The organism is Tateyamaria sp. 7Alg 36 (assembly GCF_059882455.1).
Genome location: NZ_CM187613.1, coordinates 997,865 through 1,021,907 on the forward strand (window position 1 = coordinate 997,865; position 24,043 = coordinate 1,021,907).

At 61.5% G+C, this 24,043-nt stretch carries 24 protein-coding genes; 19 read left to right on the forward strand and 5 right to left on the reverse strand.

The features are described from left to right. Positions 1-36: 36 nt before the first annotated feature. The gene (locus AC6GQJ_RS04800; protein ID WP_500772289.1) at positions 37-1,665 is read right to left on the reverse strand and encodes an NAD(P)H-hydrate dehydratase; all 1,629 of its coding nucleotides are present in this window, start codon (positions 1,663-1,665) and stop codon (positions 37-39) included. 172 nt (positions 1,666-1,837) lie between these two features. Between AC6GQJ_RS04800 and AC6GQJ_RS04805 the strand changes: the two genes are divergently transcribed. The 5 genes from AC6GQJ_RS04805 to AC6GQJ_RS04825 all read left to right on the forward strand — a co-directional run bounded on the left by AC6GQJ_RS04805 (position 1,838) and on the right by AC6GQJ_RS04825 (position 6,257). Next, on the forward strand, positions 1,838-2,176 hold the full coding sequence (locus AC6GQJ_RS04805) for a P-II family nitrogen regulator (RefSeq protein ID WP_500772291.1): 339 nt from the start codon (positions 1,838-1,840) through the stop codon (positions 2,174-2,176). A 33-nt stretch (positions 2,177-2,209) separates the two neighbouring features. Next, complete coding sequence (glnA, locus tag AC6GQJ_RS04810) at positions 2,210-3,613, forward strand: type I glutamate--ammonia ligase (protein ID WP_500772293.1); 1,404 nt, start codon at positions 2,210-2,212, stop codon at positions 3,611-3,613. Positions 3,614-3,762: 149 nt separating this feature from the next. Then, complete coding sequence (locus tag AC6GQJ_RS04815; RefSeq protein WP_500772295.1) at positions 3,763-4,389, forward strand: hypothetical protein; 627 nt, start codon at positions 3,763-3,765, stop codon at positions 4,387-4,389. 421 nt (positions 4,390-4,810) lie between these two features. Further along, positions 4,811-5,620, forward strand: coding sequence for a lytic murein transglycosylase (locus tag AC6GQJ_RS04820; RefSeq protein WP_500772297.1), 810 nt, complete (start codon positions 4,811-4,813; stop codon positions 5,618-5,620). Positions 5,621-5,813: 193 nt separating this feature from the next. Next, positions 5,814-6,257, forward strand: coding sequence for a glyoxalase superfamily protein (locus AC6GQJ_RS04825; protein ID WP_500772299.1), 444 nt, complete (start codon positions 5,814-5,816; stop codon positions 6,255-6,257). Here the strand turns inward: AC6GQJ_RS04825 and AC6GQJ_RS04830 are convergent. After that, the gene (locus AC6GQJ_RS04830; protein WP_500772301.1) at positions 6,254-6,988 is read right to left on the reverse strand and encodes a heme-dependent oxidative N-demethylase family protein; all 735 of its coding nucleotides are present in this window, start codon (positions 6,986-6,988) and stop codon (positions 6,254-6,256) included. The two genes, AC6GQJ_RS04825 and AC6GQJ_RS04830, sit on opposite strands and share 4 nt — an antisense overlap. Before the next feature lie 208 nt (positions 6,989-7,196). Here AC6GQJ_RS04830 and AC6GQJ_RS04835 point away from each other — a divergent pair, with 208 nt between their 5' ends. Further along, on the forward strand, positions 7,197-8,765 hold the full coding sequence (locus AC6GQJ_RS04835; RefSeq protein ID WP_500772303.1) for a peptidoglycan-binding domain-containing protein: 1,569 nt from the start codon (positions 7,197-7,199) through the stop codon (positions 8,763-8,765). 34 nt (positions 8,766-8,799) lie between these two features. Here AC6GQJ_RS04835 and hemN read toward each other — a convergent pair whose 3' ends face one another. After that, positions 8,800-10,206: an oxygen-independent coproporphyrinogen III oxidase gene (gene hemN, locus AC6GQJ_RS04840; RefSeq protein WP_500772305.1), complete on the reverse strand. Its 1,407-nt coding sequence runs from the start codon at positions 10,204-10,206 to the stop codon at positions 8,800-8,802. Here hemN and fnrL point away from each other — a divergent pair. The 10 genes from fnrL (at position 10,205) to AC6GQJ_RS04890 (ending at position 20,166) form a co-directional block, all read left to right on the forward strand. Beyond that, positions 10,205-10,936 (forward strand): transcriptional regulator FnrL, encoded by a 732-nt coding sequence (gene fnrL / locus AC6GQJ_RS04845; RefSeq protein ID WP_500772307.1) that lies wholly within the window; start codon positions 10,205-10,207, stop codon positions 10,934-10,936. The genes hemN and fnrL overlap by 2 nt on opposite strands. A 127-nt stretch (positions 10,937-11,063) precedes the next feature. Further along, positions 11,064-12,665 carry a cytochrome-c oxidase, cbb3-type subunit I gene (ccoN, locus tag AC6GQJ_RS04850; protein ID WP_500772309.1) on the forward strand — a complete coding sequence of 534 codons (1,602 nt, stop codon included), beginning with the start codon at positions 11,064-11,066 and terminating at the stop codon, positions 12,663-12,665. Between the two features lie 11 nt (positions 12,666-12,676). Next, positions 12,677-13,501, forward strand: a complete 825-nt coding sequence (gene ccoO, locus AC6GQJ_RS04855) for a cytochrome-c oxidase, cbb3-type subunit II (RefSeq protein ID WP_500772311.1) — start codon at positions 12,677-12,679, stop codon at positions 13,499-13,501. 12 nt (positions 13,502-13,513) lie between these two features. Beyond that, positions 13,514-13,729, forward strand: coding sequence for a cbb3-type cytochrome c oxidase subunit 3 (locus tag AC6GQJ_RS04860; protein ID WP_500772313.1), 216 nt, complete (start codon positions 13,514-13,516; stop codon positions 13,727-13,729). Further along, positions 13,722-14,585: a cytochrome-c oxidase, cbb3-type subunit III gene (gene ccoP / locus AC6GQJ_RS04865; protein ID WP_500772315.1), complete on the forward strand. Its 864-nt coding sequence runs from the start codon at positions 13,722-13,724 to the stop codon at positions 14,583-14,585. Before AC6GQJ_RS04860 ends, ccoP begins: the two co-directional genes overlap by 8 nt. A 151-nt stretch (positions 14,586-14,736) precedes the next feature. After that, positions 14,737-16,155 (forward strand): cytochrome c oxidase accessory protein CcoG, encoded by a 1,419-nt coding sequence (gene ccoG, locus AC6GQJ_RS04870; RefSeq protein WP_500772317.1) that lies wholly within the window; start codon positions 14,737-14,739, stop codon positions 16,153-16,155. Beyond that, positions 16,152-16,601 (forward strand): FixH family protein, encoded by a 450-nt coding sequence (locus AC6GQJ_RS04875; protein ID WP_500772319.1) that lies wholly within the window; start codon positions 16,152-16,154, stop codon positions 16,599-16,601. The genes ccoG and AC6GQJ_RS04875 overlap by 4 nt, the downstream gene beginning before the upstream one ends. Further along, positions 16,598-18,715, forward strand: coding sequence for a heavy metal translocating P-type ATPase (locus AC6GQJ_RS04880; RefSeq protein WP_500772321.1), 2,118 nt, complete (start codon positions 16,598-16,600; stop codon positions 18,713-18,715). Before AC6GQJ_RS04875 ends, AC6GQJ_RS04880 begins: the two co-directional genes overlap by 4 nt. Continuing rightward, a complete protein-coding gene (gene ccoS, locus AC6GQJ_RS04885) occupies positions 18,712-18,852 on the forward strand; it encodes a cbb3-type cytochrome oxidase assembly protein CcoS (protein WP_500772323.1) in 141 nt (46 codons plus the stop codon). Before AC6GQJ_RS04880 ends, ccoS begins: the two co-directional genes overlap by 4 nt. A gap of 96 nt (positions 18,853-18,948) precedes the next feature. Beyond that, the gene (locus AC6GQJ_RS04890; RefSeq protein ID WP_500772325.1) at positions 18,949-20,166 is read left to right on the forward strand and encodes a bifunctional alpha/beta hydrolase/OsmC family protein; all 1,218 of its coding nucleotides are present in this window, start codon (positions 18,949-18,951) and stop codon (positions 20,164-20,166) included. A gap of 168 nt (positions 20,167-20,334) precedes the next feature. On the opposite strand, the gene AC6GQJ_RS04895 is transcribed toward AC6GQJ_RS04890, so the two are convergent. Both AC6GQJ_RS04895 and AC6GQJ_RS04900 read right to left on the reverse strand, forming a co-directional pair. Continuing rightward, positions 20,335-20,934: a biotin transporter BioY gene (locus tag AC6GQJ_RS04895; protein ID WP_500772327.1), complete on the reverse strand. Its 600-nt coding sequence runs from the start codon at positions 20,932-20,934 to the stop codon at positions 20,335-20,337. A 225-nt stretch (positions 20,935-21,159) separates the two neighbouring features. Continuing rightward, on the reverse strand, positions 21,160-21,588 hold the full coding sequence (locus AC6GQJ_RS04900; protein ID WP_500772329.1) for a DUF6314 family protein: 429 nt from the start codon (positions 21,586-21,588) through the stop codon (positions 21,160-21,162). Between the two features lie 82 nt (positions 21,589-21,670). Here AC6GQJ_RS04900 and purB point away from each other — a divergent pair, with 82 nt between their 5' ends. From purB to AC6GQJ_RS04915, 3 genes are all read left to right on the forward strand, one after another. Beyond that, on the forward strand, positions 21,671-22,978 hold the full coding sequence (gene purB, locus AC6GQJ_RS04905; protein WP_500772331.1) for an adenylosuccinate lyase: 1,308 nt from the start codon (positions 21,671-21,673) through the stop codon (positions 22,976-22,978). A gap of 141 nt (positions 22,979-23,119) precedes the next feature. After that, positions 23,120-23,293, forward strand: coding sequence for a hypothetical protein (locus AC6GQJ_RS04910; protein ID WP_500772333.1), 174 nt, complete (start codon positions 23,120-23,122; stop codon positions 23,291-23,293). Between the two features lie 110 nt (positions 23,294-23,403). Then, positions 23,404-24,009 carry a tetratricopeptide repeat protein gene (locus AC6GQJ_RS04915; protein WP_500772335.1) on the forward strand — a complete coding sequence of 202 codons (606 nt, stop codon included), beginning with the start codon at positions 23,404-23,406 and terminating at the stop codon, positions 24,007-24,009. Positions 24,010-24,043 lie beyond the last annotated feature (34 nt).

Consider the following 24,043-nt stretch of genomic DNA (forward strand, 5'->3'; position numbering starts at 1 on the left):
GCTGATGCGGCCTTGGGGCGCGGATGCCTTGCGCGATTAGTCCAGCGCGGACAGGACGATCGGCAGCGCTTCGGGAATATCCTCGGCAATCAAGCCCGCGCCAAAGCTACGCGCGCATTCCACATGCAGCCACGCGGCGCATTCTGCCGCCTGCATCGGGTCCAGCCCGCGCGCCAGCAATCCCGTGATGAACCCCGCCAGCACATCCCCCGCCCCTGCCGTCGACAACCACGGTGCCGCGCGCCCATGGCCCGCACAATGCACCGCTGCGCGCCCGTCGGGATGGGCGATCACCGTGTCGGCCCCTTTAAACAGGACCACCGCACCGCAACTGGCAGCAGCATCGCGGGTTGCGTCCAGCTTGGAATAGGCAGGGCCATGTGTCGGCGTCGCAGCCAACCGATCGGCAATCTCGGGGAACAGGCGCTTGAACTCGCCCCCGTGCGGCGTCAGCACCGCATGTTCATTCAGGGCCGTCATCCGCGCCGCATCCGCCGCAATCAAGGTCAGCGCGTCTGCATCAAACACCACCCGCCGCGCAGGGCGCAGATGCCCGCCGTGCAACACCACATCGACCAGCGCGGCCGCGTGATCCCCCACCCCCAAGGCGGGGCCAAGACATAAGGCAGTGATGCGGTCATCTTCTAACGCGGCTGAAAGGGCGTCGGCATCCGCAATCCGCGTCAGCATCAGCGCGGTGATCTGGGTGGCGACCTCCATCTGTGCCGACGGTGGCACACCCAGCGTCACCAGCCCCGCGCCGATCCGCAAGGCACCGCGTGCCGCAAGCCGCGCCGCCCCTGTGCGCCCCGCCCCGCCCGACAGGACCAGCGCATGGCCATAATCGAACTTGTGGCCCGCATCGCCGGACTTGCGGGCGACGGCGCGGATGTCGGTGCGCATAGAAGCGCGCAGATCAGGCACCAACGGGTCCAGCGTGACCAGTTTCGTTGCAGGACTGGTGGGCGCGGCGCAGCGCCAGTCGTGCAGCCCGATGTCCTTGACCACCAGCGCGCCGCAGACCTTGGGACCGCCACCCAGCATATGGCCTGTCTTTGGCGAATCGAAAGTCACGGTGAGGGCAGCAGCGCGCCCTTGATAGGGGCGGCCATCGCCCGATGCGGCATCCGCAACCGCAAGAATACGCCCGCTGTCCAGACAAAGGCCCGAAGGGGCGTCCACTGCCACGGTGCGGTCGGCATGATCCTTGGCGAGCCTGCGCATCACTGCCGCCGCCGCGCCGGTCAACGGGCGAGTGAGGCCCGCACCGAACAAAGCGTCCACATACAGGTCCGCCGCTACACCATCGGGGAAAACGTCGTTCACGGCCAACGGCTTGACTGCCCCCATGTCCGACCAAAGGTCAAAGTTCACCTGCGCATCAGTAGGCAGATCACCCCCGTCGCCCATCAAAAACACATCCACCCGCCAGCCTTTGGAGGCCAGAAGCCGCGCAATGACAAAGCCGTCGCCGCCGTTATTTCCCGGCCCACACAGGACCACCGCGTGATGCGCGCCCGTGGCCAGATGCGGCCAGTGGTCAAAGACGGCAGCAACCACGCCGTCCCCTGCCCGCTCCATCAACTCAAGGCCGCTTACCGACCCCGATGCCATGGCATCCTGTTCAATGGCGCGCATCTGCGCAGCGGTCAGCAGTTCGGTCATCCGTCAAATTCCATCGATTCAATTTCGCCTGTTTTTTGTGCGCAATGCACATTTTACACGCACAGCCATACCAATCGCACCCTGATCGCCCTATTCTATGCCGCATGGCATGGACGCTCTAAAGCACAAATGATCCACACGCATCATCACACCACCAAGGGGAGGCCAACACGTGAAAAAGATCGAAGCCATCATCAAGCCATTCAAGCTTGATGAAGTCAAAGAAGCCCTGCAAGAGGTTGGCGTTCAAGGTCTGTCCGTGATCGAGGTCAAAGGCTTTGGTCGGCAGAAGGGCCACACAGAACTCTATCGCGGCGCAGAATACGTCGTCGATTTTCTGCCCAAGGTAAAAGTCGAAATCGTGCTGGACGATGATCAGGTCGATGCTGCTATCGCTGCCATCGTTGACGCGGCCAAAACCGAGAAAATCGGTGACGGCAAGATTTTTGTGACCCCCGTTGAACAAACCATCCGCATCCGTACCGGCGAAACCGGCTCGGACGCGCTCTAACTCTATCACCAAGACAGGAAGGATTTTCCGGACATGGCTAACCCCGTTCTCGACATGATCAAGGAAGAAGGCGCTGAATACGTCGACATCCGCTTCACCGATCCGCGCGGCAAACTGCAACACGTCACAATCATGGCCGATCAGGTCGACGAGGATTTCCTCGAAGAAGGCTTTATGTTCGACGGCTCGTCCATCGAAGGCTGGAAGTCGATCGAAGCCTCCGACATGAAGCTGATGCCCGATCAGGACAGCGCATATGTCGACCCTTTCTATGCCGAAAAAACAATTTGCGTGCACTGCTCGGTTGTTGAGCCAGACACAGGCGAAGCCTATGACCGCGACCCGCGCGGCACAGCGCAAAAAGCCGAAGCGTTCCTGAAATCCTCGGGCATCGGTGACGTTGCCTATATGGGTCCAGAGGCAGAATTCTTCCTGTTCGACGACGTGCGTTACTCCGTTTCGATGAACAAAGTGTCCTACGAAGTGGACGCGACCGATGCGGCGTGGAACACAGACACAGAATACGAAATGGGCAACATGGGCCACCGTCCCGGCGTCAAGGGCGGCTACTTCCCTGTGAACCCAACAGACGAAGCCCAAGACCTGCGCTCCGAGATGCTGTCCACCATGAAGCGTCTGGGCATGAAGGTCGACAAGCACCACCACGAAGTGGCGTCCTGCCAGCACGAGCTGGGTCTGATCTTTGACAGCCTGACAAAACAGGCCGACGAGCTGCAGAAATACAAATACGTCATCCACAACGTTGCGCACGCCTATGGCAAGTCGGCCACGTTCATGCCCAAGCCCATCGCGGGCGACAACGGCACCGGTATGCACGTCAACATGTCGATCTGGAAAGACGGCAAGCCCTTGTTCGCAGGCGACAAATACGCCGACCTGAGCCAAGAGGCCCTGTACTTCATCGGCGGCATCCTGACACACGCCAAAGCGCTGAACGCCTTCACCAACCCAGGCACAAACAGCTACAAGCGTCTGATCCCAGGCTTCGAAGCTCCCGTTCTGCGCGCCTACTCCGCGCGTAACCGTTCGGGCTGCGTTCGTATCCCATGGACAGAATCGCCCAAAGCCAAGCGCGTCGAAGCCCGCTTCCCCGATCCAAGCGCGAACCCCTACCTGTGCTTCGCGGCACTGCTGATGGCCGGCCTTGACGGCATCATCAACAAGATCGATCCCGGCGAGGCGATGGACAAGAACCTCTATGACCTGCCTGCCGAAGAGCTGGCTGGCATCCCAACCGTCTGTGGTTCGCTGCGCGAAGCCCTGACCGAGCTGGAAGCCGACATGGACTTCCTGCTGGCAGGCGACGTGTTCACCAAAGACCAGATCGCAGGGTATATCGGCCTCAAGATGGAAGAGATCGAGAAATACGAGCACACGCCTCACCCTGTTGAATTTGCTATGTATTACAGCTGCTAATCCTCTCTGGCAGTTGACCATGAAAGAGCGCCCTCGGGGCGCTCTTTTTTTATGTGCCCGCAAGATGTCATCGCGTCTGTCTATTTTCGCCGCATTCGTGCGGCACAGAAGGGACATTGATATGGCAAGCACATCTGAGGGTGCCCAAGATGAGTGAATCACAAACGTCTTTCAGCGAACGGCTGGCGCGTATTGAAACCAAACGCGCGGTTCATGCCCCGACAGGTGGCGGCGGCGGTAGGCCCCCCAGCCCCCCTTCCGGCCCCAAACGCCCGCGCGGCGGTGGTGGCGGCGGTCGCGGGTTGCGCATCGCCATGTCGATGGCGGTCAGTTTCCTTGTGATTGCAGGCGTCGCCTTTGTCTGGCTGCTGATGTCCTCGGAACAGGGCCATGTGAACCGGATGGCCGCCGCCAGCGAGGCCGAAATCGCGGGCAAGCCAACGATCATTACACGGTTGATCAACAATGACAGCGGCGCGGATCTGAGCATCGGCCTTGCCGTGCGTACCGCGGAACAACGGCTGGCCAGCGGCACCCTGACACCCGAGCAGGAGCGTAAAACCCGCGCCTTTATCGAAAGCAACAAGGGCGTCAGTGCCGCCGACAAAATGCGCGACACCATGAGCGGGATGATCAAGATGTCGGCAGAGATGGCCGGACAACCTGCATTGGGCGACGCCGCAGTGCGTGATCTGGATGCCTGTTCCTCGACCACCTGCCTTGCTTACGTGCAGGCCAAGTTTGACGCCGACTTGCGCGCCGCGACCGGCGGCTGACAGCGCCTTTATTTGACGACCTGATGGCGGCGCATGGCTTGCGCCGCTTTTGCTTTGCCCTGCGCCTGTGTCCAAAGGTGGTGACGCGCCGCGCCGGTTATTCCCCATGAACGCCCTGCCCGCACAGCCTAGAAAAACGGTGCGGCGGGGTTGATCGCATCTGTTCCAGACAGGCCATCCCCCACCGCGCTGTGACGGGCGCCCTGTGCGCCACAGCTTTGTGTGTTGGGAAAGGATGTCAAAGATGACCCACCTGCGGTTCTGCTACAGCATTTGCGCGGCCTCGTCCGCCATCGTGATCCTGCAACTGATCCTGTCCAGCGGCACCTGATCCGCCCACCACCGCCCGCGCAGAAGTTTACGCTTGGGTTGTAACGGGTTCCGGCGCTATCATCCGCCCCATTGATCTGGTGGGAGAGTAATGATGACGGTTCAACGGGCGCGATATCTGGTGGCAGCGGGCTTTGCGCTGGCCCTTGGCAGCGGGGCGGCAGTTGCGCAATGCGGCAACACGGCCAACGGGTTCGAGGCGTGGAAAGCGGGCTTTGCGACCAAGGCCAAACGCGCAGGGGTCAAGCAACGCGGCCTCGATGCGCTGGCGCAGGCGCGCTATGCCAACGGCACCATCGCGGCGGACCGGAACCAGAAATCCTTTCGCTATTCGCTGTCAAAATTCATGCAGGTGCGCGGGGCCGACACGATTGTCGCCCAAGGGCGCAAGCGCAAGGCGCGCAACCCCGAATTCTACGCCGCGCTGGAACGTCAATACGGCGTGCCCGCAGGGGTGTTGATCGCCATTCACGGCATGGAAACAGCTTTTGGCGGGTTCATGGGCAACAGTGCGGTCGTCTCGGCCATTGTGACGCTGACCTATGATTGCCGCCGCTCGGATTTCTTTGAGCCGCACGCAATTGGCGCGCTGAAGCTAGTCGATCAGGGGGCCATTACCGGGGCCACCCAAGGCGCGAAACACGGCGAATTGGGCCATACCCAGTTCCTGCCCGGCAATGCGTTGAAATACGGCGTGGATGCAAATGGCGACGGGCGGGTTGATTTCTATAACCAGACCGACGCGCTGGCCTCGACTGCAAATTTCCTGCGCCAGAAGGGGTGGAAACCCGGCCAAGGGTATCAGGAAGGCCAGCCCAATTTTGCGGTGATCAAACAGTGGAACGCTGCCACGGTATATCAACAGGCCATCGCCATCATGGGTGCGCGCATCGACGGCTAACCGATCCAATGACGCACGCGCGGCCTTGTCAGGGCCGCGCGCGTGCCGTATGGCAGCGGCCAAGGGATCAGGCCCCTGCCCTGCGCAATCGGTGAAGCCTGAGCATCCGATCTTTCTGGACCGGTCGCACGCCACGGGCAACGCGCAGACCCCAATTGGCCCCTTTCGCGACCGCATACGAAAGGACACGGATATGGATATCCCTCTTCCCTCGCGCGCCGCGCTCAAGGCACAGGCCAAGCGTTTGCGCGCCACACTCACCGATGCAGGCACCCCCTGCACCCATGCCCAAGCGCTTGAGGCGATTGCCCGCCAATGGGGCGCACGGGACTGGAATACGCTCAGCGCGCGCGCCAGCAATGCGCCGCGACCGCGCTACGAGATCGGGCAGCGCGTCACAGGGCGCTATCTGGGCCAAGGATTTACCGGACATATCAAAACGGCCACGCAGATCGGCGACGGGCATCATCGCCTGACATTACGTTTTGACGCACCGGTGGATGTTGTGACCTCGGCGCGGTTTTCGTCCTTCCGCCAGCAGGTGACGGCGGTGGTCGATGCGACGGGGCGCTCGGCGCAGAAAACCTCGGACGGGGTGCCGCATCTGGTGCTGTTGGATGCGTGGTCCGGCGGCTAGGCCAGATGGGGCACATCCGCCCGTTCCAGCACATAGGTGTGGATCGCGAAAACTACCGCCCGCGTGTCCGGCAGGCGCAACAGCGTCTGCCGTTCGCTACGGTAATAGGGGCCCGTGCGCTGCCCCGTCCCCACATGGCGCGGCGCCGAGGCGGATCGCGGCTGGAACAGGTCGGGGTCGTCATACCAAAGCTGGTTGAACCGCCACAGCGGCTGGCCCACGCGCACCCCGTCAAACAGCCGTTGCACCCGCGCGGCAATATTGTCGGTATATTCGGCCACAGGTACGTGGATATTGGTCAGGGGCCTGCCCGCCTTTTCCTGCAACATCCACGACGCCGGAAAGCATAGCACGGCGGCACTGAGCACATGTTCGTCGCCACGCTTTTCCATCAGCACAAAGTCGTTTTGCAGCAGATGGCCCAAGGCCAGCAGCGGCGACATAGGCGCGATATCCACGCAGCGTCCGTCAGGGCAGGTCACGCGACTGCCATCCAAGCGAAAGCCGAGGTCGGGCAAAACCTGTTTCACCGTCTCAAGCAATTCCTCGCAGGCAGGTACGGCAGCTGGGTCTTCGTACAGCACCTTGTCCCGCGCCCCGTCCAGCAAGGCGATGCGCCGCGCCATTTGCGCAGCGTATGCCTCATCCACGCGCAGCCACGGCCCCCGTTCCGGCGCGATGCCGGGCAAGGGGCGCGCCGTGCGCATGTCTTCGGGCAGATATTTGTGCAATGCCGGTCCCATGCCAGACGCTTAGCGTGAAAGCACGCGGCGTCCAAGCCAGCGCAGTACTAAGGGCCACGCAAGGCGCGTATTTCCCACAGCAAAAGGGCCGCCCGACCGCCAAGCATCTAAAACTGTTGTCTTTTTCCAAACCTCCGATAATGTGACGGCACCCCCGCGATTAGGGGGCGTAAAGTCTTAAGGTTTTTGTATTTTTATGCCTGCACAGTCTCTGAAGTCCCCCGTTGGCGCACCCGGCAAGACGGGCAACGCAAAACTGGTTAAGAACAGCACGAACGATGTTCTTACCCTGCGGCGCATGTTGATCGCGAACGGGCATAAAATTCCGGAAACAGGCAATTTCGATGCCAAGCTCGGCGCGGTCATCAAGGGCGCGCAGAAAAAGGCGGGGATCAAGGAAATCGACGGCGTCATCCTGCCCGGTGACAAAGTGTGCAAGGCGCTGACCCCAAAATATGCGGCGGCGGAAAAGCTGGCCAGCAATGTCAAAATGCTGACCTTCAAGCTGAACGGCAAGACCTACGAAATGTCCGAGGCCGACTATAAAGTCGCCAAGGTCAAACTGTTCAAAACCATCGAAACGCCGACCAAGACCCTGATCAATCAGGTCAATTATACGATGGACCGCTACCAGTTCTATCTGGACACAGCGATGGTCAAGGACGGCATCGCGATGGCGCTGGTGCAGGCGTCGATCATGACCATCGGGCGGGTGAAATTCCCCGATGACGGCAAGATGATCAAGGCGCTGAACGCCAAAAACGCGCTGGAACGCAGCCTGCGGTCCAAAGACCTTGTGCAGTTCTGCAAGGCAATGCGCACCGCCGAAAAAGACATCAACGATTTTGTTCTGGAATTCCGCACCTTTGTGCAGCGGATGGAGGGCAAAGGCGCGATGATCCAAGGCGCGTTGAAAGTGGTCAACTCGACCGCTTTCACGGCTGTTGAAATCCTCGCCGTGCCGGTGGTGATGACCTATACCCGCCTGCCCCCCGACAAGGCCTATCTGGCGTCCAAGACGGCTGTGGCGGGCATTGAATCCCTGTCGACCGATCTGGGCAAGCATATCGCGGGCCAGAAAGTATCGGTTTCCGGTTCCATGGGGCGGATGAGCTATGCGATGGCCAAGGAACTGGTGCTGGGCTGGTGCGGCGGCAAGATCAAGTTCAAAGGCCCCGTTCTGACCCGCTTGATGAAAGTCGTCGGCCCCGCCGTGACCAAGGCGTTTCCCTTTATTCCCAAAGGCATGGCCGCCAATTTTGTGGCGCGCTACATTCAGGGCGTCGGTCAGGAAGCGACCAAGGCGATCATGGACGCGCTGGTCAAGGCGGTCGAGGGCTGGATCAAAAAAGGCACACCGCCCACCAAGTCCGAAATCGAGAAACTGTTTGATGATGTGGTCAAATCTGCCGTTCTGGGCGGGCTAAGCCAGAACCTTGGCAAGTTCAAACCCAAATGGGCCGGCAAAAGCCAGTTGATCCTGCGGTTCAAGATGATCCCCACCGCGATGAAAAAAATCCACGGTTCGAACACCATCACGCCGGAACAGCGTGAAATCGTGGCACAAAAGATCATTGGCAAGCTACAGGGCAGCGCGCTGAACAAAGGCTATGACAGCGTGTTCAGCACCGCCACGGGCCACGAAAGTGCCAGCGCCCTGACAGCCCAAGCCGAAGCGGCCCTGCTGTCGGATCGCGAGATTACATCGAAGATCGAAGCGATGATCGCAAGCGAAGTGAAGGCGATGAAGAAGGCGGCGAAGTAACCGCCGCCTTTTCTCCCATCCCCAGCGCCGCAGGTCAGATCGCGGCCGCGTGCGCGGTTTCATGGGTGGCAAAACGGTCCACAAAATGGGCGATGATCCGCACCAGCGGATAGGCTTCGGGCCGCATCTCAAGCCCTGCGCCCGTCAAATGGAACACATCGTCGAATTTCGCCATCAACGCGACCTTGGTCTGGCGGATCAGGTCGGTGTACAGCGGATACGCTTCTTGCAGTTTTCGTGCATCCATCACGAACCGGCACATCAAATCCTCAATGATCTGCGCCAGAAGGTTGTCAATTTCGGACATGACATAGCCCTTGTGGCCAGCCAGCCCGCTGGCTGAAATCCGGTCCTGATAGGCCGATGTGGCAACGGCATTCTGCTGGTATCCTTGCGCAAATCGCGAGATCGCAGAGGCACCCAGCCCCACCAGCGTGCGGCTTTGATCGTCGGTATAACCTTGGAAATTGCGCCGCAACCGTCCCGCCGCGTGAACCTTGGACAGGCTGTCGGTCGGCTTGGCGAAATGGTCGATCCCGATCGCCTCGTACCCCGCCGCCACCAGCGTATCATGCGCAATCGTCGCCAGATCGAACCGCGCATGGGTGTCCGGCAGGGTTTCCGCCTTGATCAGTACCTGCCGCTTGGACATCCACGGCACATGCGCATAGCCATAGATCGCCAACCGGTCTGGATCCATCTCCATCACATGGGACAGGGTCTGGCGGAAACTGTCGCTGGTCTGGTGCGGCAGCCCGTACAGCAGATCAAGGTTCACCGCCCGCAGCCCTGCATCGCGCAAAAAGGTCAGAACCCCGCGGGTCTGTTCCAGTGTTTGAGGCCGCCCGATGGCTGCCTGCACACGGGGCGCGAAATCCTGCACGCCGATGCTGGCGCGGTTCATGCCATAGCGCACGAGCGTCTCAAGCAGCGCCTCCGACGCCTCGGTCGGGTCAATCTCGACCGAAAATTCGAACCCTTCGCCCAGCGGAAAGGCCGCGAATAGCGCATCAAGCAGTTCGGCCATGGTTTCAGGGGGCAGGATCGTGGGCGTCCCCCCGCCCAGATGCAGCCGCCCCATGCGCACGCCATCCGGCAAGCCACGGCGCACCGCCTCGATTTCTTTCTTCAGAACGGCCACATAGGCGCGCACGGGGCGCATCGTACGCGTCCCTTGGGTCCGGCAGGCACAGAACCAGCACAGCCGCTTGCAAAACGGGATGTGCACATAGACCGAGATATCTTCGCTCGGGTCTACCTGTTCGAGCCACATGGCCTGATTGCGCATACCGACATCACTCTGAAAGTGGTTGGCCGGCGGATAGCTGGTGTAGCGCGGCACTTTGGCATCGAACAGCCCGTGCCGCAAAAGGGGGTCGAAGTTTTCCATGAAACGATTTAGCGTCAGATAGAAGTCCTTTGCATTGATCCAGATCAACATGAAATTAAAAGAAGTCCCCTCGATCCGGTGTAGTGAATGTCCGATCAGGCACCGCGCCGTCTGTGCGCGTTGTGACGGGGACGAATTGCAAACGCTTGAAGCGATGAAATCATATCGCAGCTACAAGGCGGGCGAGGTGATCCTGTGGCGCGGTGAGCCATTGGATTTCGTGGCCTCGCTTGTTTACGGCGTCGCCAGCCTGTCCAAAACGCTGGAAGACGGCCGCACGCAAATGGTGGGCCTGTTGCTGCCATCGGATTTTATCGGACGTCCGGGCCGCAAACAGGTAGATTTCGACGTGACCGCCACCACCGATGTCACCCTGTGCCGGTTTGAACGCGCCCCCTTCGAGACGCTGATCGAAGAAACGCCCCATGTGGCGCAGCGATTGATGGAACTGGCGCTGGATGAACTGGATGCGGCGCGCGACTGGATGATTCTGCTGGGCCGCAAATCGGCCCGCGAAAAGATCGCGACATTTATCGACCTTCTTGCACGGCGCGCCAGTTTCGGCACCGGAACCGAGCAGTCCCATATCGAAATGCCCATGACCCGCGACCAGATCGCGAACTTTCTGGGCCTCACCCTCGAAACCGTCAGCCGCCAGCTTAACGCGCTGAAAAAAGAGGGTATTATTAGCTTTACGGGGCGCAAGTCCCTTGATGTGGTTGACCTTCTGGCCCTGCGTCAGGCCACGGGCGACGACGCCGATGGCGGCGTAATCATTTAATTTGCCCACAGCGGCGATTTTCGCCGCTTTTTGACTCAGATCAAAGAGTCGCCGCCCCGCCCTCCATAGAAGACCCTTGCGAACAGGAGCGTCCTCGGGTGCTCGATGAAACGTGAGGGCATTACCAATGAACTATGTGAAACTAATCCTTTTGGGTCTGGTGACGCTTGTCGCTGCCATGGCTGCGAACTTTGCGCATGACGTTGCCTATCAGGTCCACGCCATTCTCATCATGCTGGTGGCGGGTGGCATGTTCATCTGGGTGCTGCGCAACACGGATGAGCCGATCAAACCTGTCGATACAGGGGCCTATGCCGACGGCGTGATCCGCGCAGGCGTCATCGCCACCGCGTTCTGGGGCATCGCCGGTTTTCTGGTCGGCACCTTCATCGCCTTCCAGCTTGCCTTTCCCGAGTTGAACTTTGACTGGGGCCAGCCCTTTACCAATTTCGGTCGTCTGCGCCCGCTGCACACCAGCGCGGTGATCTTCGCTTTTGGTGGCAACGCGCTGATCGCGACCTCGTTCTATGTGGTGCAGCGTACCAGCGGCGTGCGCCTTTGGGGCGGCAACACGGCATGGTTCGTGTTCTGGGGTTATCAACTTTTCATCGTACTTGCCGCCACCGGCTATCTGCTGGGCGCGACCCAGTCCAAGGAATATGCCGAGCCTGAATGGTACGTCGATATCTGGCTGACCGTGATCTGGCTGGCCTATCTGGCCGTGTTCCTCGGCACCATCTTCAAGCGTCGGGAAAAGCATATCTACGTCGCCAACTGGTTCTTCCTTGCCTTCATCATCACCGTTGCGATGCTGCACGTGGTCAACAACCTGTCGATACCCGTCAGCTTCTGGGGCAGCAAGTCCGTGCAGGTCTTCTCGGGCGTGCAGGATGCGATGACCCAGTGGTGGTACGGCCACAACGCCGTGGGCTTCTTCCTGACCGCGGGCTTCCTTGGCATGATGTATTACTTTGTGCCCAAGCAGGCGGGGCGTCCCGTCTACAGCTATAAACTGTCGATCATCCACTTCTGGGCGCTGATCTTCCTGTATATCTGGGCCGGTCCGCACCACTTGCACTACACTGCCTTGCCCGATTGGGCGGCGACACTGGGCATGGTGTTCTCCATCGTGCTGTGGATGCCCAGCTGGGGTGGTATGATCAACGGCCTGATGACCCTGCAAGGGGCGTGGGACAAGCTGCGCACCGATCCAATCATGCGGATGTTCGTGCTGTCGCTGGGCTTTTACGGCATGTCCACCTTCGAGGGGCCGATGATGTCGATCCGCGCGGTGAACTCGCTGTCGCACTATACCGACTGGACCATCGGCCACGTACATTCCGGCGCTTTGGGTTGGAACGGCATGATTACATTCGCCTGCATCTACTTCCTGACGCCACGCCTGTGGGGCCGCAAAGAGATGCATTCGATGGCTGCCATCAACTGGCACTTCTGGCTCGCGACCCTTGGCATCGTTCTTTACGCCGCCTCCATGTGGGTCACCGGCATCATGGAAGGTCTGATGTGGCGTGAGGTCGACAGCCAGGGTTTCCTCGTGAACTCCTTTGCCGACACCGTCAGCGCCAAGTTCCCGATGTATGTGGTGCGTGGTCTGGGCGGCATCCTGTTCCTGTCGGGCGCGGTCCTGATGTGCTGGAACATGTGGATGACCATCCGCGGGGCCAACCCCGCCCGCGCATCCCTCCCCCAAGCAATTGCCGCTGAATAAGGAGCGACACAATGGCTGACAACGAAAAGATCACCGACTCCGCCAAGGATCCGAAGGTCGCGACCGTGTCCGACTTTCCCGACCAGATCCCGAACGAGTTGCCGCACCACACCGCGCTGCTGGACCGCCACGCCATTCTGGAGAAAAGCCCGACGCTGCTTTTGACCTTCTCCCTTCTGGTGGTCACCATCGGTGGCATCGTGGAAATCGCGCCGCTGTTCTGGCTGGAAAACACGATCGAGGATGTCGAGGGCGTGCGCCCCTACTCCCCGCTCGAGCTGACAGGGCGCGACATCTACATCCGCGAAGGCTGCTATGTGTGCCACAGCCAGATGATCCGCCCCATGCGGGACGAGGTCGAACGCTATGGCCACTACTCGCTGGCGGCAGAGTCGAAATATGACCACCCGTTCCAGTGGGGGTCCAAACGCACAGGGCCGGACGTGGCCCGTGTCGGCGGGCGCTATTCGGATGCGTGGCATGTGGACCACTTGAAAGACCCGCAATCGGTCGTGCCCGAAAGCATCATGCCGAAATACGCCTTCCTCGCTGATACCGAGATCGAGGGAGAGCATATCGAGGCGCTGCTGAAGACGCACCGTTTTGTCGGCGTGCCCTATACCGAAGAGCACATCGAAGAGGCACTGTTCGACTTCAAGGTGCAGGCCGATCCTGATGGCGATTATGACGGGCTGCTCGAACGCTATCCCGGCGCGGCTGTGTCCAACTTTGACGGCCAAGAGGCCCTGACCGAGATGGACGCCCTGATCGCCTATTTGCAGGTGCTTGGCACCATGGTGGATTTCTCCACCTTCACCCCAGACGCAAGCCGATAGGAGGGCGCGATCATGGATACCTATTCCCTTCTTCGACAGTTCGCGGACAGCTGGGTGTTGCTGGCGATGTTTGCCTTTTTTGTCGGCGCTGGCATCTGGGCCTTTCTGCCCAGCCAGAGCGATGCGCGCAAACAGGCCAGCATGATCCCGCTGCGCAATGACCTAGAGACCCCGAACTCGCCCAAGGCGGAGCACGGCGCAGGCGCGAAAGGAGACAGCAATGGCTGATCGCAAAGTTGACGATGAAACCGGCGTCGAAACCACAGGACACAGCTGGGACGGCATCGAAGAGTTGAACAATCCGCTGCCGCGCTGGTGGTTGTGGACCTTTTACCTGACCATCATCTGGGGCGTGGGCTATACCATCGCCTACCCTGCTTGGCCGATGATTTCGGGCGCGACGGCTGGTGTCATGGGCTGGTCCACACGGGCCAATGTGGAACGCGACATCGCCGCCCACGAGGCGCAGAACGCGGAACTTGTGACCGCGCTGCTGGCAGCCGACATGACGGAATTGCCTCAGGATCCCGACCTCAACCGCTATGCGGTGGCACGGGGCGGCGCGGTGTTCCGCGCGCAGTGCTCACAGTGCCACGGATCGGGCGCTGCGGGGGCTGTGGGCTATCCCAACCTGCTGGACAACGACTGGCTTTGGGGTGGCAGCATCGAACAGATCGCGCACACCGTCCGCCACGGCATCCGCAACGAGGACGACTCCGATGCGCGCTGGTCCGAAATGCCCGCCTTTGGCGAGATGCTGAAAGAGGACGAGATCGCGGCCACCGTCGAATATGTCCTGTCCCTGTCGGGCGGAGATGCCGACACGGCCAAGGCGGCAGAGGGCGCGGTGCTGTTCGCGGACAACTGTGCCGCGTGCCACGGCGACGCTGGATTGGGCGATGTCGAACTTGGTGCGCCGAACCTTGCCGACGCGATCTGGCTTTATGGCGGCGATCGTGCCAGCTTGACCCACACGGTGACATACGCGCGCTTCGGCGTCATGCCTGCGTGGGGCTTGCGCCTCTCAGAGGCGGACGTGCGCACCGTATCAGCATATGTGCATGCTCTCGGTGGAGGGGAGTAGCACATAAGGGCGCCGCCGGCTTCGGCTGGGCGGCCCTGCCCCCCGGAACGGTCCTGTTCGCAAAACGAACCGTTCCGGGGGTTTTTGATTCAGATCAAGGCGATCCCCCCTGCACCGCAGTAGCAGTGGATAGCGAACAGGAATCACCACTATGCCCACCGATCACCCCCCTTCCCTATACGCCGCGCGCGAACCGATCTTTCCCCGACGGGTCAGCGGGTTTTTCCGCACCTTCAAATGGTGGATCATGGCCGTCACGCTAGGCATCTACTATCTCACTCCGTGGATCCGTTGGGACCGTGGCGCGAACCTGCCCGATCAGGCGGTGCTGGTGGATATGGCCAACCGCCGCTTCTACTTCTTCTGGATCGAGATCTGGAGCCACGAGTTCTACTTTGTGGCCGGATTGCTGATCATGGCCGGTCTGGGCCTGTTCCTGTTCACCTCGGCACTGGGGCGCGTCTGGTGCGGCTATGCCTGTCCGCAGACCGTGTGGACCGACCTGTTCATCCTTGTCGAACGCTGGATCGAAGGCGACCGCAACGCGCGCGTGCGTCTGTGGAAAGCGGACTGGTCTTTACGCAAATGGCGGTTGCGCCTGACCAAATGGGCGGTGTGGCTGGTGATTGCCGTGGCCACTGGCGGGGCATGGGTGTTCTATTTCGCGGATGCGCCGACCCTGCTGCGCGATCTGCTGACTTTTTCCGCCCATCCGGCGGCCTATATCACCGTCGCGATCCTGACAGCGACGACCTTTGTTTTCGGCGGCTTCATGCGCGAACAGGTCTGCATCTACATGTGCCCGTGGCCGCGCATTCAGGCGGCGATGATGGACCCCGAAACCATCACCGTGGCCTATCGCGACTGGCGCGGCGAACCGCGTGGTAAAAAACGCGACGCCTCGGCCGGTGACTGCATCGATTGCATGGCCTGCGTGAACGTCTGCCCCGTGGGCATCGACATCCGCGACGGTCAGCAGATGGAATGCATCACCTGCGCGCTGTGCATCGACGCCTGCGACGATGTGATGGCGCGTATCGGCAAGCCGCGCGGGCTGATCGACTACCTTTCGCTTGCCGATGAGGAAGCCGAGCGCGCAGGCGCTGCGCCCAAGCCCCTGTGGCGTCATGTACTGCGCAAACGCACGCTGCTGTATACCGCCATGTGGGCGGCGATTGGTGCGGGGCTGGTCTATGCCCTGTTCATCCGCAGCGATATCGAAATGACCGTCAGCCCCGTGCGCAACCCGACTTATGTGCTGCAATCGGACGGGTCGATCCGCAACATCTACGACGTGCGGCTGCGCAACAAGCTGGGCGAGGACGCGCAGTTCCACATCAGCCTGACAAGCGACGAAATCCTGCAAATCGGGCTGCAAGGGCAGAACAACCAACTGTCCCTGACCGTCCCTGCCGACAGCACGATCCTGCAACGCGTCTATGTCACCGCCCGCCCCCAAGACCCCGCCGCCAGTGCGCCCAGCACGCCGCTGCGCCTCTGGGTCGAGGATTTGGGCAGCGGCGCACGCGCCTCGCAAGCGACCGTCTTTAATGGAAAGGAAAGCAAATGACCGAAGTAAAAGGATGGCATGTCCTCGCAGGCTTTGCCGTTGCATTCGGCATCATCATCGCGGTGAACCTGACCCTCGCGTTCAAGGCCGTCGCCACATTCCCCGGACTTGAGGTGCGCAATTCCTATGTGGCCAGCCAGTCCTTCGACGACGACCGCGCCGCACAAACCGCCCTTGGCTGGGACGTGTCCGCACAGCTAGACGGCGATGTGCTGACACTTGCCATCCTTGAGAACGGCACCGCCATCGCGCCCGAAATCCTCTTGGCCACCTTTGGTCGCGCCACCCATGTGAATGCGGACCAGACGCCGGAATTTACCTTTGATGGCAGCGCCTTGCATGCCGATGTGCATGCAGGCCCAGGCAACTGGAACCTACGCCTCAAGGCCCGCGCCGCCGATGGCACCCTGTTCCAGCAACGCATTATCGTGGACACCCTGGAATGACAGCCGCCTGCCCTGCCTGCGTGGCGATCCCAGAGGCCGAAGACCTCAACATCGCGCCGGATCTGCAATTCTCGCTGCCGACGATCCATTGCGCCGCCTGCATCGGCAAGATCGAACGCGGCCTGTCCCAGACGCGGGGCGTGACACGGGTGCGGGTCAACCTGTCGCTGAAGCGGCTATCCGTCTCCGGCCCCGTCGAGGCCGGCGTGATCGCCGCACAGCTTGAGGATCTGGGATACGAGGCCTACCCCCTCAACCTTGAGGCGCTGAGCCAGCAACAGGACAGCGTGGGCAAGACCCTGCTGACCCGCATGGCCGTGGCGGGCTTTGCCATGATGAACGTGATGCTGCTGTCGGTAGCGGTCTGGTCGGGGGCCACCGATGCCACCCGCGACCTGTTCCACCTGATTTCGGCGGCAATTGCCCTGCCCGTGGTCGCCTATTCCGGTCAGCCGTTCTTTGTGAATGCGTGGGCGGCGCTGCGCGTGCGGCGGCTGAACATGGATGTACCGATCTCGCTCGCCATTCTTCTGGCGGCGGGCATGTCGCTGTTTGAAACGCTCAACAGCGGCGCGCACGCCTATTTCGATGCGGCCCTGTCGCTCACCTTTTTCCTGCTGATCGGGCGCTATATGGATCACCGCACCCGCAGTGCGGCACGGTCGGCGGCCAAGGAACTGAGCGCGCTTGAGGTCCAGACCGCCCAAGTACTGCGCAATGACCGCGTGGACACAGTGCCTGCCGCGTCACTGGTGGTGGGCGATCACATCCTTGTCCCCACTGGCGCGCGCATGCCCGTGGATGGCACGCTGCTGTCGAACACGGCCCTTGTGGACCGGTCGGTACTGACCGGCGAAACCGCCGCCGTTGAACTGGCCCAAGGCGCGCCCTTGCAAGCGGGCGAGATCAACGTCGCCGCCGCCCTGACGATGGAGGCCACCACCGTGGGCGAGGACACAACCCTGCGCCGCATGGCCCAGATGGTCGAAACCGCCGAACACAGCCGAAACAGCTATACCGCACTGGCCGACCGCGCCGCGCAGGTCTATGCGCCTGCGGTGCATCTGTTGGCCTTTGCGGCCTTTGTGGGCTGGGTTCTGGTGAACGGCGATGTGCGCCACGCGCTGAACGTGGCCATCGCGACGCTGATCATCACCTGCCCCTGCGCGCTCGGGCTGGCGGTGCCTGCGGTATCCACAGCGGCCATCGCGCGGCTGTTCTCGCTCGGCTATCTGGTGAAACATGCCACCGCGCTGGAACGGCTGGCCGATGTGACCCGCATCGTTTTTGACAAGACAGGCACCCTGTCCCAACCCGCCGTGACCTTGCCCGCCAACTTTTCCGACAATGACAAACGCGTGGCCAAAGCGCTGGCGCAGGCCTCGCACCACCCGATGTCCAAGGCGCTGAACGCCGCCCTTGGTGATATCCCCGCCGCCCCCGTGTCAGATCTGGTCGAAGTTGCGGGCCAAGGGGTCGAGGCCACGTGGCAAGGCCGCTCCGTGCGGTTGGGGCGCGGCGCATGGCTTGGCGCGTCCTTCGACGCCTTGGGCCTGCATATCGACGGGCAAGATGCACAGGCTATCACCGCCACCGAAACCCCGCGTGAAGGCGCGGCCAAGGCCATTGCGGAACTGGACCTGCCAAGCGAGATCGTGACCGGCGACGCGCCCCGCCCCGCCGCCGCCTTTGCGCGACAGCTCGGCCTGCCAGTGCATGCCGGTGTCTCTCCGGCGGAAAAGCTCGCCTATCTCGAAACACTCGCCGCACAGGGCGACAAGGTGCTGATGGTGGGCGACGGGCTTAATGACACGGCTGCGCTGGCGGCGGCCCATGCCTCGATCGCGCCCGCCACGGCGATGGACGCCTCGCGCAGTGCATCCGACATCGTGATCCTCAAGGACAGCTTTGCCGACCTGCCCCTGCTGCGCCGCATCGCGCAACTGACCCAGTCCCTGTCGAAACAGAACTTTGCCATTGCCGCGCTTTATAACGCCATTGCCATCCCGATTGCGCTCGCCGGATATGCGACCCCGCTGGCCGCTGCCTTGGCCATGTCGCTATCGTCGATTACAGTGCTACTGAACTCCCAACGGATCAGGTTTTCAAAATGAACGTCCTTGTTGTTCTTATCCCCGTCTCGCTTGTGCTGGGCGGTTTGGGCCTTGCCGCCTTTCTGTGGACCGTGCGCAGTGATCAATATGACGACGAACAAGGCAACGCCGCGCGCATCCTGCTGGATGACGAATAGGCACGCGCCATCACGGTTGCGCGTGCAGGGCGGCGGGCCCCTTCACAAGGGCCGGCTGGCACCCCATGCTTGAGGGACCCAACAAAAGGTCCCGCCATGCCCACCGAACGCATCTCCTTTGACGGCCACGCAGGCAAGCTCGACGCGCGCCTCGACCTGCCGGACGGGCCGCATCTGGCCACCGCCGTCTTCGCCCACTGTTTCACCTGCGGCAAGGACATCGCCGCCGCCCGCCGGATCGCGGCACGGCTGAATACGTTGGGCCTTGCGGTGCTGCGCTTTGACTTCACCGGTCTGGGCCATTCGGGGGGCGAGTTCGCCAATACTTCGCTCACGTCCAATGTGCAGGATCTGGCCCACGCCGTGGCCTACCTGAATGCGCGCGACATGGCACCGGAACTGCTGATCGGCCATTCGCTGGGCGGCGCAGCCGTGCTCAAAAGTGCCGCCGACCTGCCCCAAATCAAGGCCGTAGCGACCCTCGCCGCGCCCTTCGATCCGGCCCATGTGACGCAGAACTTCGCCGATGCCCTGCCGCAAATCGCGGCCCAAGGCGTGGCCGAAGTCTCCCTTGGCGGTCGCCCCTTCCGCATCGGGCAGGCCTTTGTGGATGACGTGCAGGGCCAAGCACTCGCCCCCGCCATCGCCAATCTGAACGCCGCCCTGCTGGTCCTGCATTCCCCCACCGACCAGATCGTGGGCATCGACAACGCCAGCCGTATTTTCATGGCCGCCAAACATCCCAAAAGCTTTGTGACACTGGACGATGCAGACCACCTGATCTCGCGCGCCGAACACGCAGAATACGCTGCCGACGTGATCGCCACATGGGCGCGCAAATACCTGTCCCTGAAGCAGCCCGCCCCGCCCGTGGGCGCCCCCGAAGGCGTTGTGCGCAGCGCCGAGGCCGATCCCGACGGCTTCCTTCAGGACATCACCCACGGCACGCGCCACCACCTACTGGCGGATGAACCCCGCGCCTATGGCGGCACGAACCAGGGCCTGTCGCCGTATGGCCTGCTCAGCGCGGGACTGGCCGCCTGTACCTCGATGACCATCCGCATGTATGCGCGCCGGAAAGGCTGGCCGCTGGACCATGTGATGGTCGATGTCAGCCACGACAAGGTCCACGCGCAAGACGCCGACACCACCACGCCAGTCAAGGTCGACACATGGAAACGCCGCATCACCCTGCGGGGCGATCTGGATGACGCCCAACGCACCCGCCTGCTGGAAATCGCCGACAAATGCCCCGTGCACCGCACGCTGGAAACCAGCGCCTCTGTCCTCACAGAACTCGCCCCACCCGCCTGAAGGGCGCACCACGTCCCTCTTCTCTGTTCGAAAAAAATCCTCCCCGAAGGGCCGATCAGCCGCCAATGCGCCGCCGGCAGTTTCGAACCACATCAGCCAAACGAACAAAAGAAAAGGCGCGGCCCCATCACAGGGCCGCGCCTCATTAACTCAATAATCGAAGGTCGCTTAGTCGCGCGCGCGGCCGACAAGCTTCCATGCGGCGGGCAGGACCAGTGCTGCCAGCACCAGCTTCAGCGCGTCGCCGATCAGGAACGGTGTCAGACCCCATGCGAGGATCGGCTTGTCCCAACCGTAAAGCTGACCCAACCAGAACAGACCCGGCACATAAATCAGCGCGGTGCCGATCAGCATCGCCAGCGCCATCCACAGGACCGACCGGTCCCAGCCGCGCCGTGCCAGCAGGCCAAGGCACATAGTTGCCAGCACATAGCCCACCAGATAGCCGCCTGTGCCACCCATCATATAGGTCAGGCCCGCTGCCTCGGCCGAAGAACCGGCAAACACGTCAAAGCCAAGCGCGCCGACCAGCATATAAGCAAGGATGGTGACCAGACCCAGACGCGCGCCATAGGCCGCGCCGATGCTTAGCACGGCAAATGTGCCCATCGTCACAGGCACGGGCCACATGGGCACCTTGATTTTCGCTGCAACCGCCAAAAGCAGAACGCCGCCCAACACCAGTGCCGCCTGTTTGACACGCAGCGCCGTGCCGTCATTGGCACCAAATACGTCGCTCAGTACTTTGTTATTCCACGTCGTTTCCATGAACTCTCGCCCGTTACTTCAAGAAGATTGGACCCGTTGTGCCAATGCCGTGCGCTTTCTGCAAGTGCAAAGACACGCGCCCCCCGACAGGGTGCGCCCCGATCGGCGGGATGCCCGCATGGGGGCTATGCGCCTCTATTGCGGGCAGATCCGACATGCCTTGCAAACAAATATGGCGCACAGTTTCGCAACCGCACCAATGGCGCGGAAACGCCCGAAATCTGCTTAGGCGCTACGTTTATACCATGTATCGCTGACATAATCCTTGCGCGGCCCCGTCACGGACCAGCGTACGTGAAAGGCAGGCCAGTCGCCAAAATCATACTCCACGACATAGGTATCGGGCGCACAATCATGCTGCGTTCGCCCCCCGTCAGGCGGTACATCGTGAAAAAATCTGCCATCATCGAAAAATACGGCCATGCCGTCGCTCCAGAAATAGCGGCGCTCGGCATGCATGGGGGCGACGTTGGGCATGTGCAATTTGCCAACCTCAAGATAGGTGCAGCCCCCCGCGGCGCGCGTCCAGATGCCCTGCCCCTCGAACCGCGCGCGCGGGCCTGTCACAGGGATCACATCGCGGGTGATGTCCCATGTACCTTCGAAATCGGCCAGAACACGGGGCCTGTGCTGCGTTTGGGTGCGGGATGCCATCGGCCCCTCGTCTTGTCGTTACCTGCCGCGCAGTCTAAGAGCGCGGTGCGCAATGTGACAGTCCATAAAAAGGTGCTTCCCCATGATTCCCCGTTACTCCCGCCCCGACATGGTCGCCATCTGGGAACCGGCCACGAAATTCCGCATCTGGTACGAGATCGAGGCACACGCCTGCGACGCCATGGCCGACCTTGGCGTGATCCCGCGCGAAAACGCCGATGCGGTGTGGAAAGCCAAGGACGTGGAATTCGATGTGGCCCGCATCGACGAGATCGAAGCCGTGACCAAACATGACGTCATCGCCTTCCTCACCCACCTTGCCGAACATGTCGGCAGCGACGAGGCACGTTTTGTGCATCAGGGCATGACCTCTTCGGATGTGCTCGACACCTGCTTTAACGTGCAGCTGACCCGCGCCGCCGATCTGCTGATCACCGACCTCGAAGGGTTGCTGGCCGCGCTCAAGCGCCGCGCCATCGAACACAAGAACACCGTGCGCATCGGGCGCAGCCACGGCATCCACGCCGAACCCACCACGATGGGCCTGACCTTTGCGCGCTTTTACGCGGAAATGGACCGCAACCTTGACCGGATGCGCACCGCGCGTGCCGAAATCGCCACCGGCGCGATCAGCGGTGCGGTCGGCACCTTCGCCAATATCGACCCCGCGGTCGAGGATCACGTCTGCGCCAAACTGGGCCTCACACCGGAGCCGATTTCGACCCAAGTTATCCCGCGCGACCGTCACGCGGCCTTCTTTGCGACCCTTGGCGTCGTTGCCTCCAGCATCGAGAACATCGCCACAGAAATCCGCCACATGCAGCGCACCGAAGTGCTGGAAGGGGCCGAATTCTTCTCCATGGGGCAAAAAGGCTCCAGCGCGATGCCGCACAAGAAGAACCCTGTGCTGACCGAAAACCTGACCGGCCTTGCGCGGCTGGTGCGGATGTCGGTTATTCCGGCGATGGAAAACGTGGCCCTCTGGCACGAACGCGACATTTCGCACTCGTCTGTGGAACGGATGATCGGGCCGGATGCCACCATTACGCTCGACTTCGCACTGGCGCGCCTGACCGGCGTGATCGACAAGATGCTAATCTTCCCCGAGAACATGCTCGACAACATGAACAAGTTCCCCGGTCTGGTGATGAGCCAGCGCGTGCTGCTGGCCCTGACCCAAGCAGGCGTGAGCCGCGAGGACGCCTATTCCTACGTGCAGCGTAATGCGCTGAAGGTCTGGGAATTCCGCACCGACTTCAAAGAGGAACTGCTGGCCGATCCCGACGTCACAGCCGCGCTCAGCCCCGCCGAAATCGAAGAGAAATTCGACCTCGGCTATCACACCAAGCACGTGGACACGATCTTTGCCCGCGTGTTCGGCGAGGATTGATTGCCCCCTCTCGGGTGCATTAAATTGCCCGAAAAGACCCCAAAAGGCGCGCTTCGGCGCGCCTTTTTCGCGAAATCGTTTTGAAGATTGCGCGCCGTGGCCTACCCTATTTCCTACCTCAAGCGGAAAAGGAGAAGACTGATGAAGATCAAGACCTGCCTTGCGGCGCTGGCCCTTACCCTCGCCCCGACTTTGGCCCCCACCCTAGCACTGGCCGAGGGATGCAATTACAGCAAACAGAAACAGGCCATGTCCTGTGCCGCTGGCACAACCTACGACAGCGGGACACGGTCCTGCATTCCCACCACCAGCTAAGCTGGCAGCCCACCTGTCGGACTCACGGTTTCGTGATCGCATAAATCACGGGCGCGCGGGGTTATCACCCTAGTATCAACCAAAGCGCGTCCAACAACCGGAGAACCGAAATGCTGAAAACACTTGCTCTGACCACGGCCCTTGTCCTGCCGCTGGCCCTTCCCGTTGCGGGCCTTGCCGCTGGCGGCGAGAGTGAAGCCAAGCCCAAGAAAACCGAAACCACGCAGGACTGTTTCAAGGTCCGCCAGTGGGATCCGGAGAAGAAGGCCTATGTCCGGTTTTCGGAAAAGGTGAACGGGGTCTGGGACGCCAAGCTGGGCAAATGCGTGCGTCCCGACAAGACATCCTATCTGGACAGCGACACGCTTTATGATGCGGTGCGCGAACTGGCCTATGCCGGACGCTATGGCGAGGCGGTGCAGGTGCTGGACCAGATGCCCGACCAGATGGATGACCGCGTGCTGACCTATCGCGGCTTTACCGCGCGCAAGCTCGGCCAGTTGGAACTGGCAGATATGTATTACGAGCAGGCACTTACAGTGAACCCCGACAACATCCTTGCGCGGTCCTACATGGCGCAGGGCAAGCTGGCGACGGGCGACAAACTGGCCGCCATTGCGCAACTGCGTGAAATCCAGCAACGCGGCGGTGCAGGCACATGGGCCGAAACCTCGCTGCGCCAAAGCATCGAAAGCGGACAAACCTACAATTACTGACAGATTGATCCTGACTGGTTGAGGGTTTTTCAAC

Coding starts and splice junctions, on each gene's coding strand:
- ccoN (WP_500772309.1), top strand. CDS start 11,064: ATGAACTATGTGAAACTAATCCTTTTGGGTCTGGTGACGCTTGTCGCT.
- ccoG (WP_500772317.1), top strand. CDS start 14,737: ATGCCCACCGATCACCCCCCTTCCCTATACGCCGCGCGCGAACCGATC.
- purB (WP_500772331.1), top strand. CDS start 21,671: ATGATTCCCCGTTACTCCCGCCCCGACATGGTCGCCATCTGGGAACCG.
- AC6GQJ_RS04860 (WP_500772313.1), top strand. CDS start 13,514: ATGGATACCTATTCCCTTCTTCGACAGTTCGCGGACAGCTGGGTGTTG.
- hemN (WP_500772305.1), bottom strand. CDS start 10,206: ATGTTGATCTGGATCAATGCAAAGGACTTCTATCTGACGCTAAATCGT.
- AC6GQJ_RS04895 (WP_500772327.1), bottom strand. CDS start 20,934: ATGGAAACGACGTGGAATAACAAAGTACTGAGCGACGTATTTGGTGCC.
- fnrL (WP_500772307.1), top strand. CDS start 10,205: ATGAAATTAAAAGAAGTCCCCTCGATCCGGTGTAGTGAATGTCCGATC.
- glnA (WP_500772293.1), top strand. CDS start 2,210: ATGGCTAACCCCGTTCTCGACATGATCAAGGAAGAAGGCGCTGAATAC.
- AC6GQJ_RS04815 (WP_500772295.1), top strand. CDS start 3,763: ATGAGTGAATCACAAACGTCTTTCAGCGAACGGCTGGCGCGTATTGAA.
- ccoP (WP_500772315.1), top strand. CDS start 13,722: ATGGCTGATCGCAAAGTTGACGATGAAACCGGCGTCGAAACCACAGGA.
- AC6GQJ_RS04880 (WP_500772321.1), top strand. CDS start 16,598: ATGACAGCCGCCTGCCCTGCCTGCGTGGCGATCCCAGAGGCCGAAGAC.
- AC6GQJ_RS04900 (WP_500772329.1), bottom strand. CDS start 21,588: ATGGCATCCCGCACCCAAACGCAGCACAGGCCCCGTGTTCTGGCCGAT.
- AC6GQJ_RS04910 (WP_500772333.1), top strand. CDS start 23,120: ATGAAGATCAAGACCTGCCTTGCGGCGCTGGCCCTTACCCTCGCCCCG.
- AC6GQJ_RS04890 (WP_500772325.1), top strand. CDS start 18,949: ATGCCCACCGAACGCATCTCCTTTGACGGCCACGCAGGCAAGCTCGAC.
- AC6GQJ_RS04800 (WP_500772289.1), bottom strand. CDS start 1,665: ATGACCGAACTGCTGACCGCTGCGCAGATGCGCGCCATTGAACAGGAT.
- AC6GQJ_RS04915 (WP_500772335.1), top strand. CDS start 23,404: ATGCTGAAAACACTTGCTCTGACCACGGCCCTTGTCCTGCCGCTGGCC.
- AC6GQJ_RS04825 (WP_500772299.1), top strand. CDS start 5,814: ATGGATATCCCTCTTCCCTCGCGCGCCGCGCTCAAGGCACAGGCCAAG.
- ccoO (WP_500772311.1), top strand. CDS start 12,677: ATGGCTGACAACGAAAAGATCACCGACTCCGCCAAGGATCCGAAGGTC.
- AC6GQJ_RS04875 (WP_500772319.1), top strand. CDS start 16,152: ATGACCGAAGTAAAAGGATGGCATGTCCTCGCAGGCTTTGCCGTTGCA.
- ccoS (WP_500772323.1), top strand. CDS start 18,712: ATGAACGTCCTTGTTGTTCTTATCCCCGTCTCGCTTGTGCTGGGCGGT.
- AC6GQJ_RS04835 (WP_500772303.1), top strand. CDS start 7,197: ATGCCTGCACAGTCTCTGAAGTCCCCCGTTGGCGCACCCGGCAAGACG.
- AC6GQJ_RS04820 (WP_500772297.1), top strand. CDS start 4,811: ATGATGACGGTTCAACGGGCGCGATATCTGGTGGCAGCGGGCTTTGCG.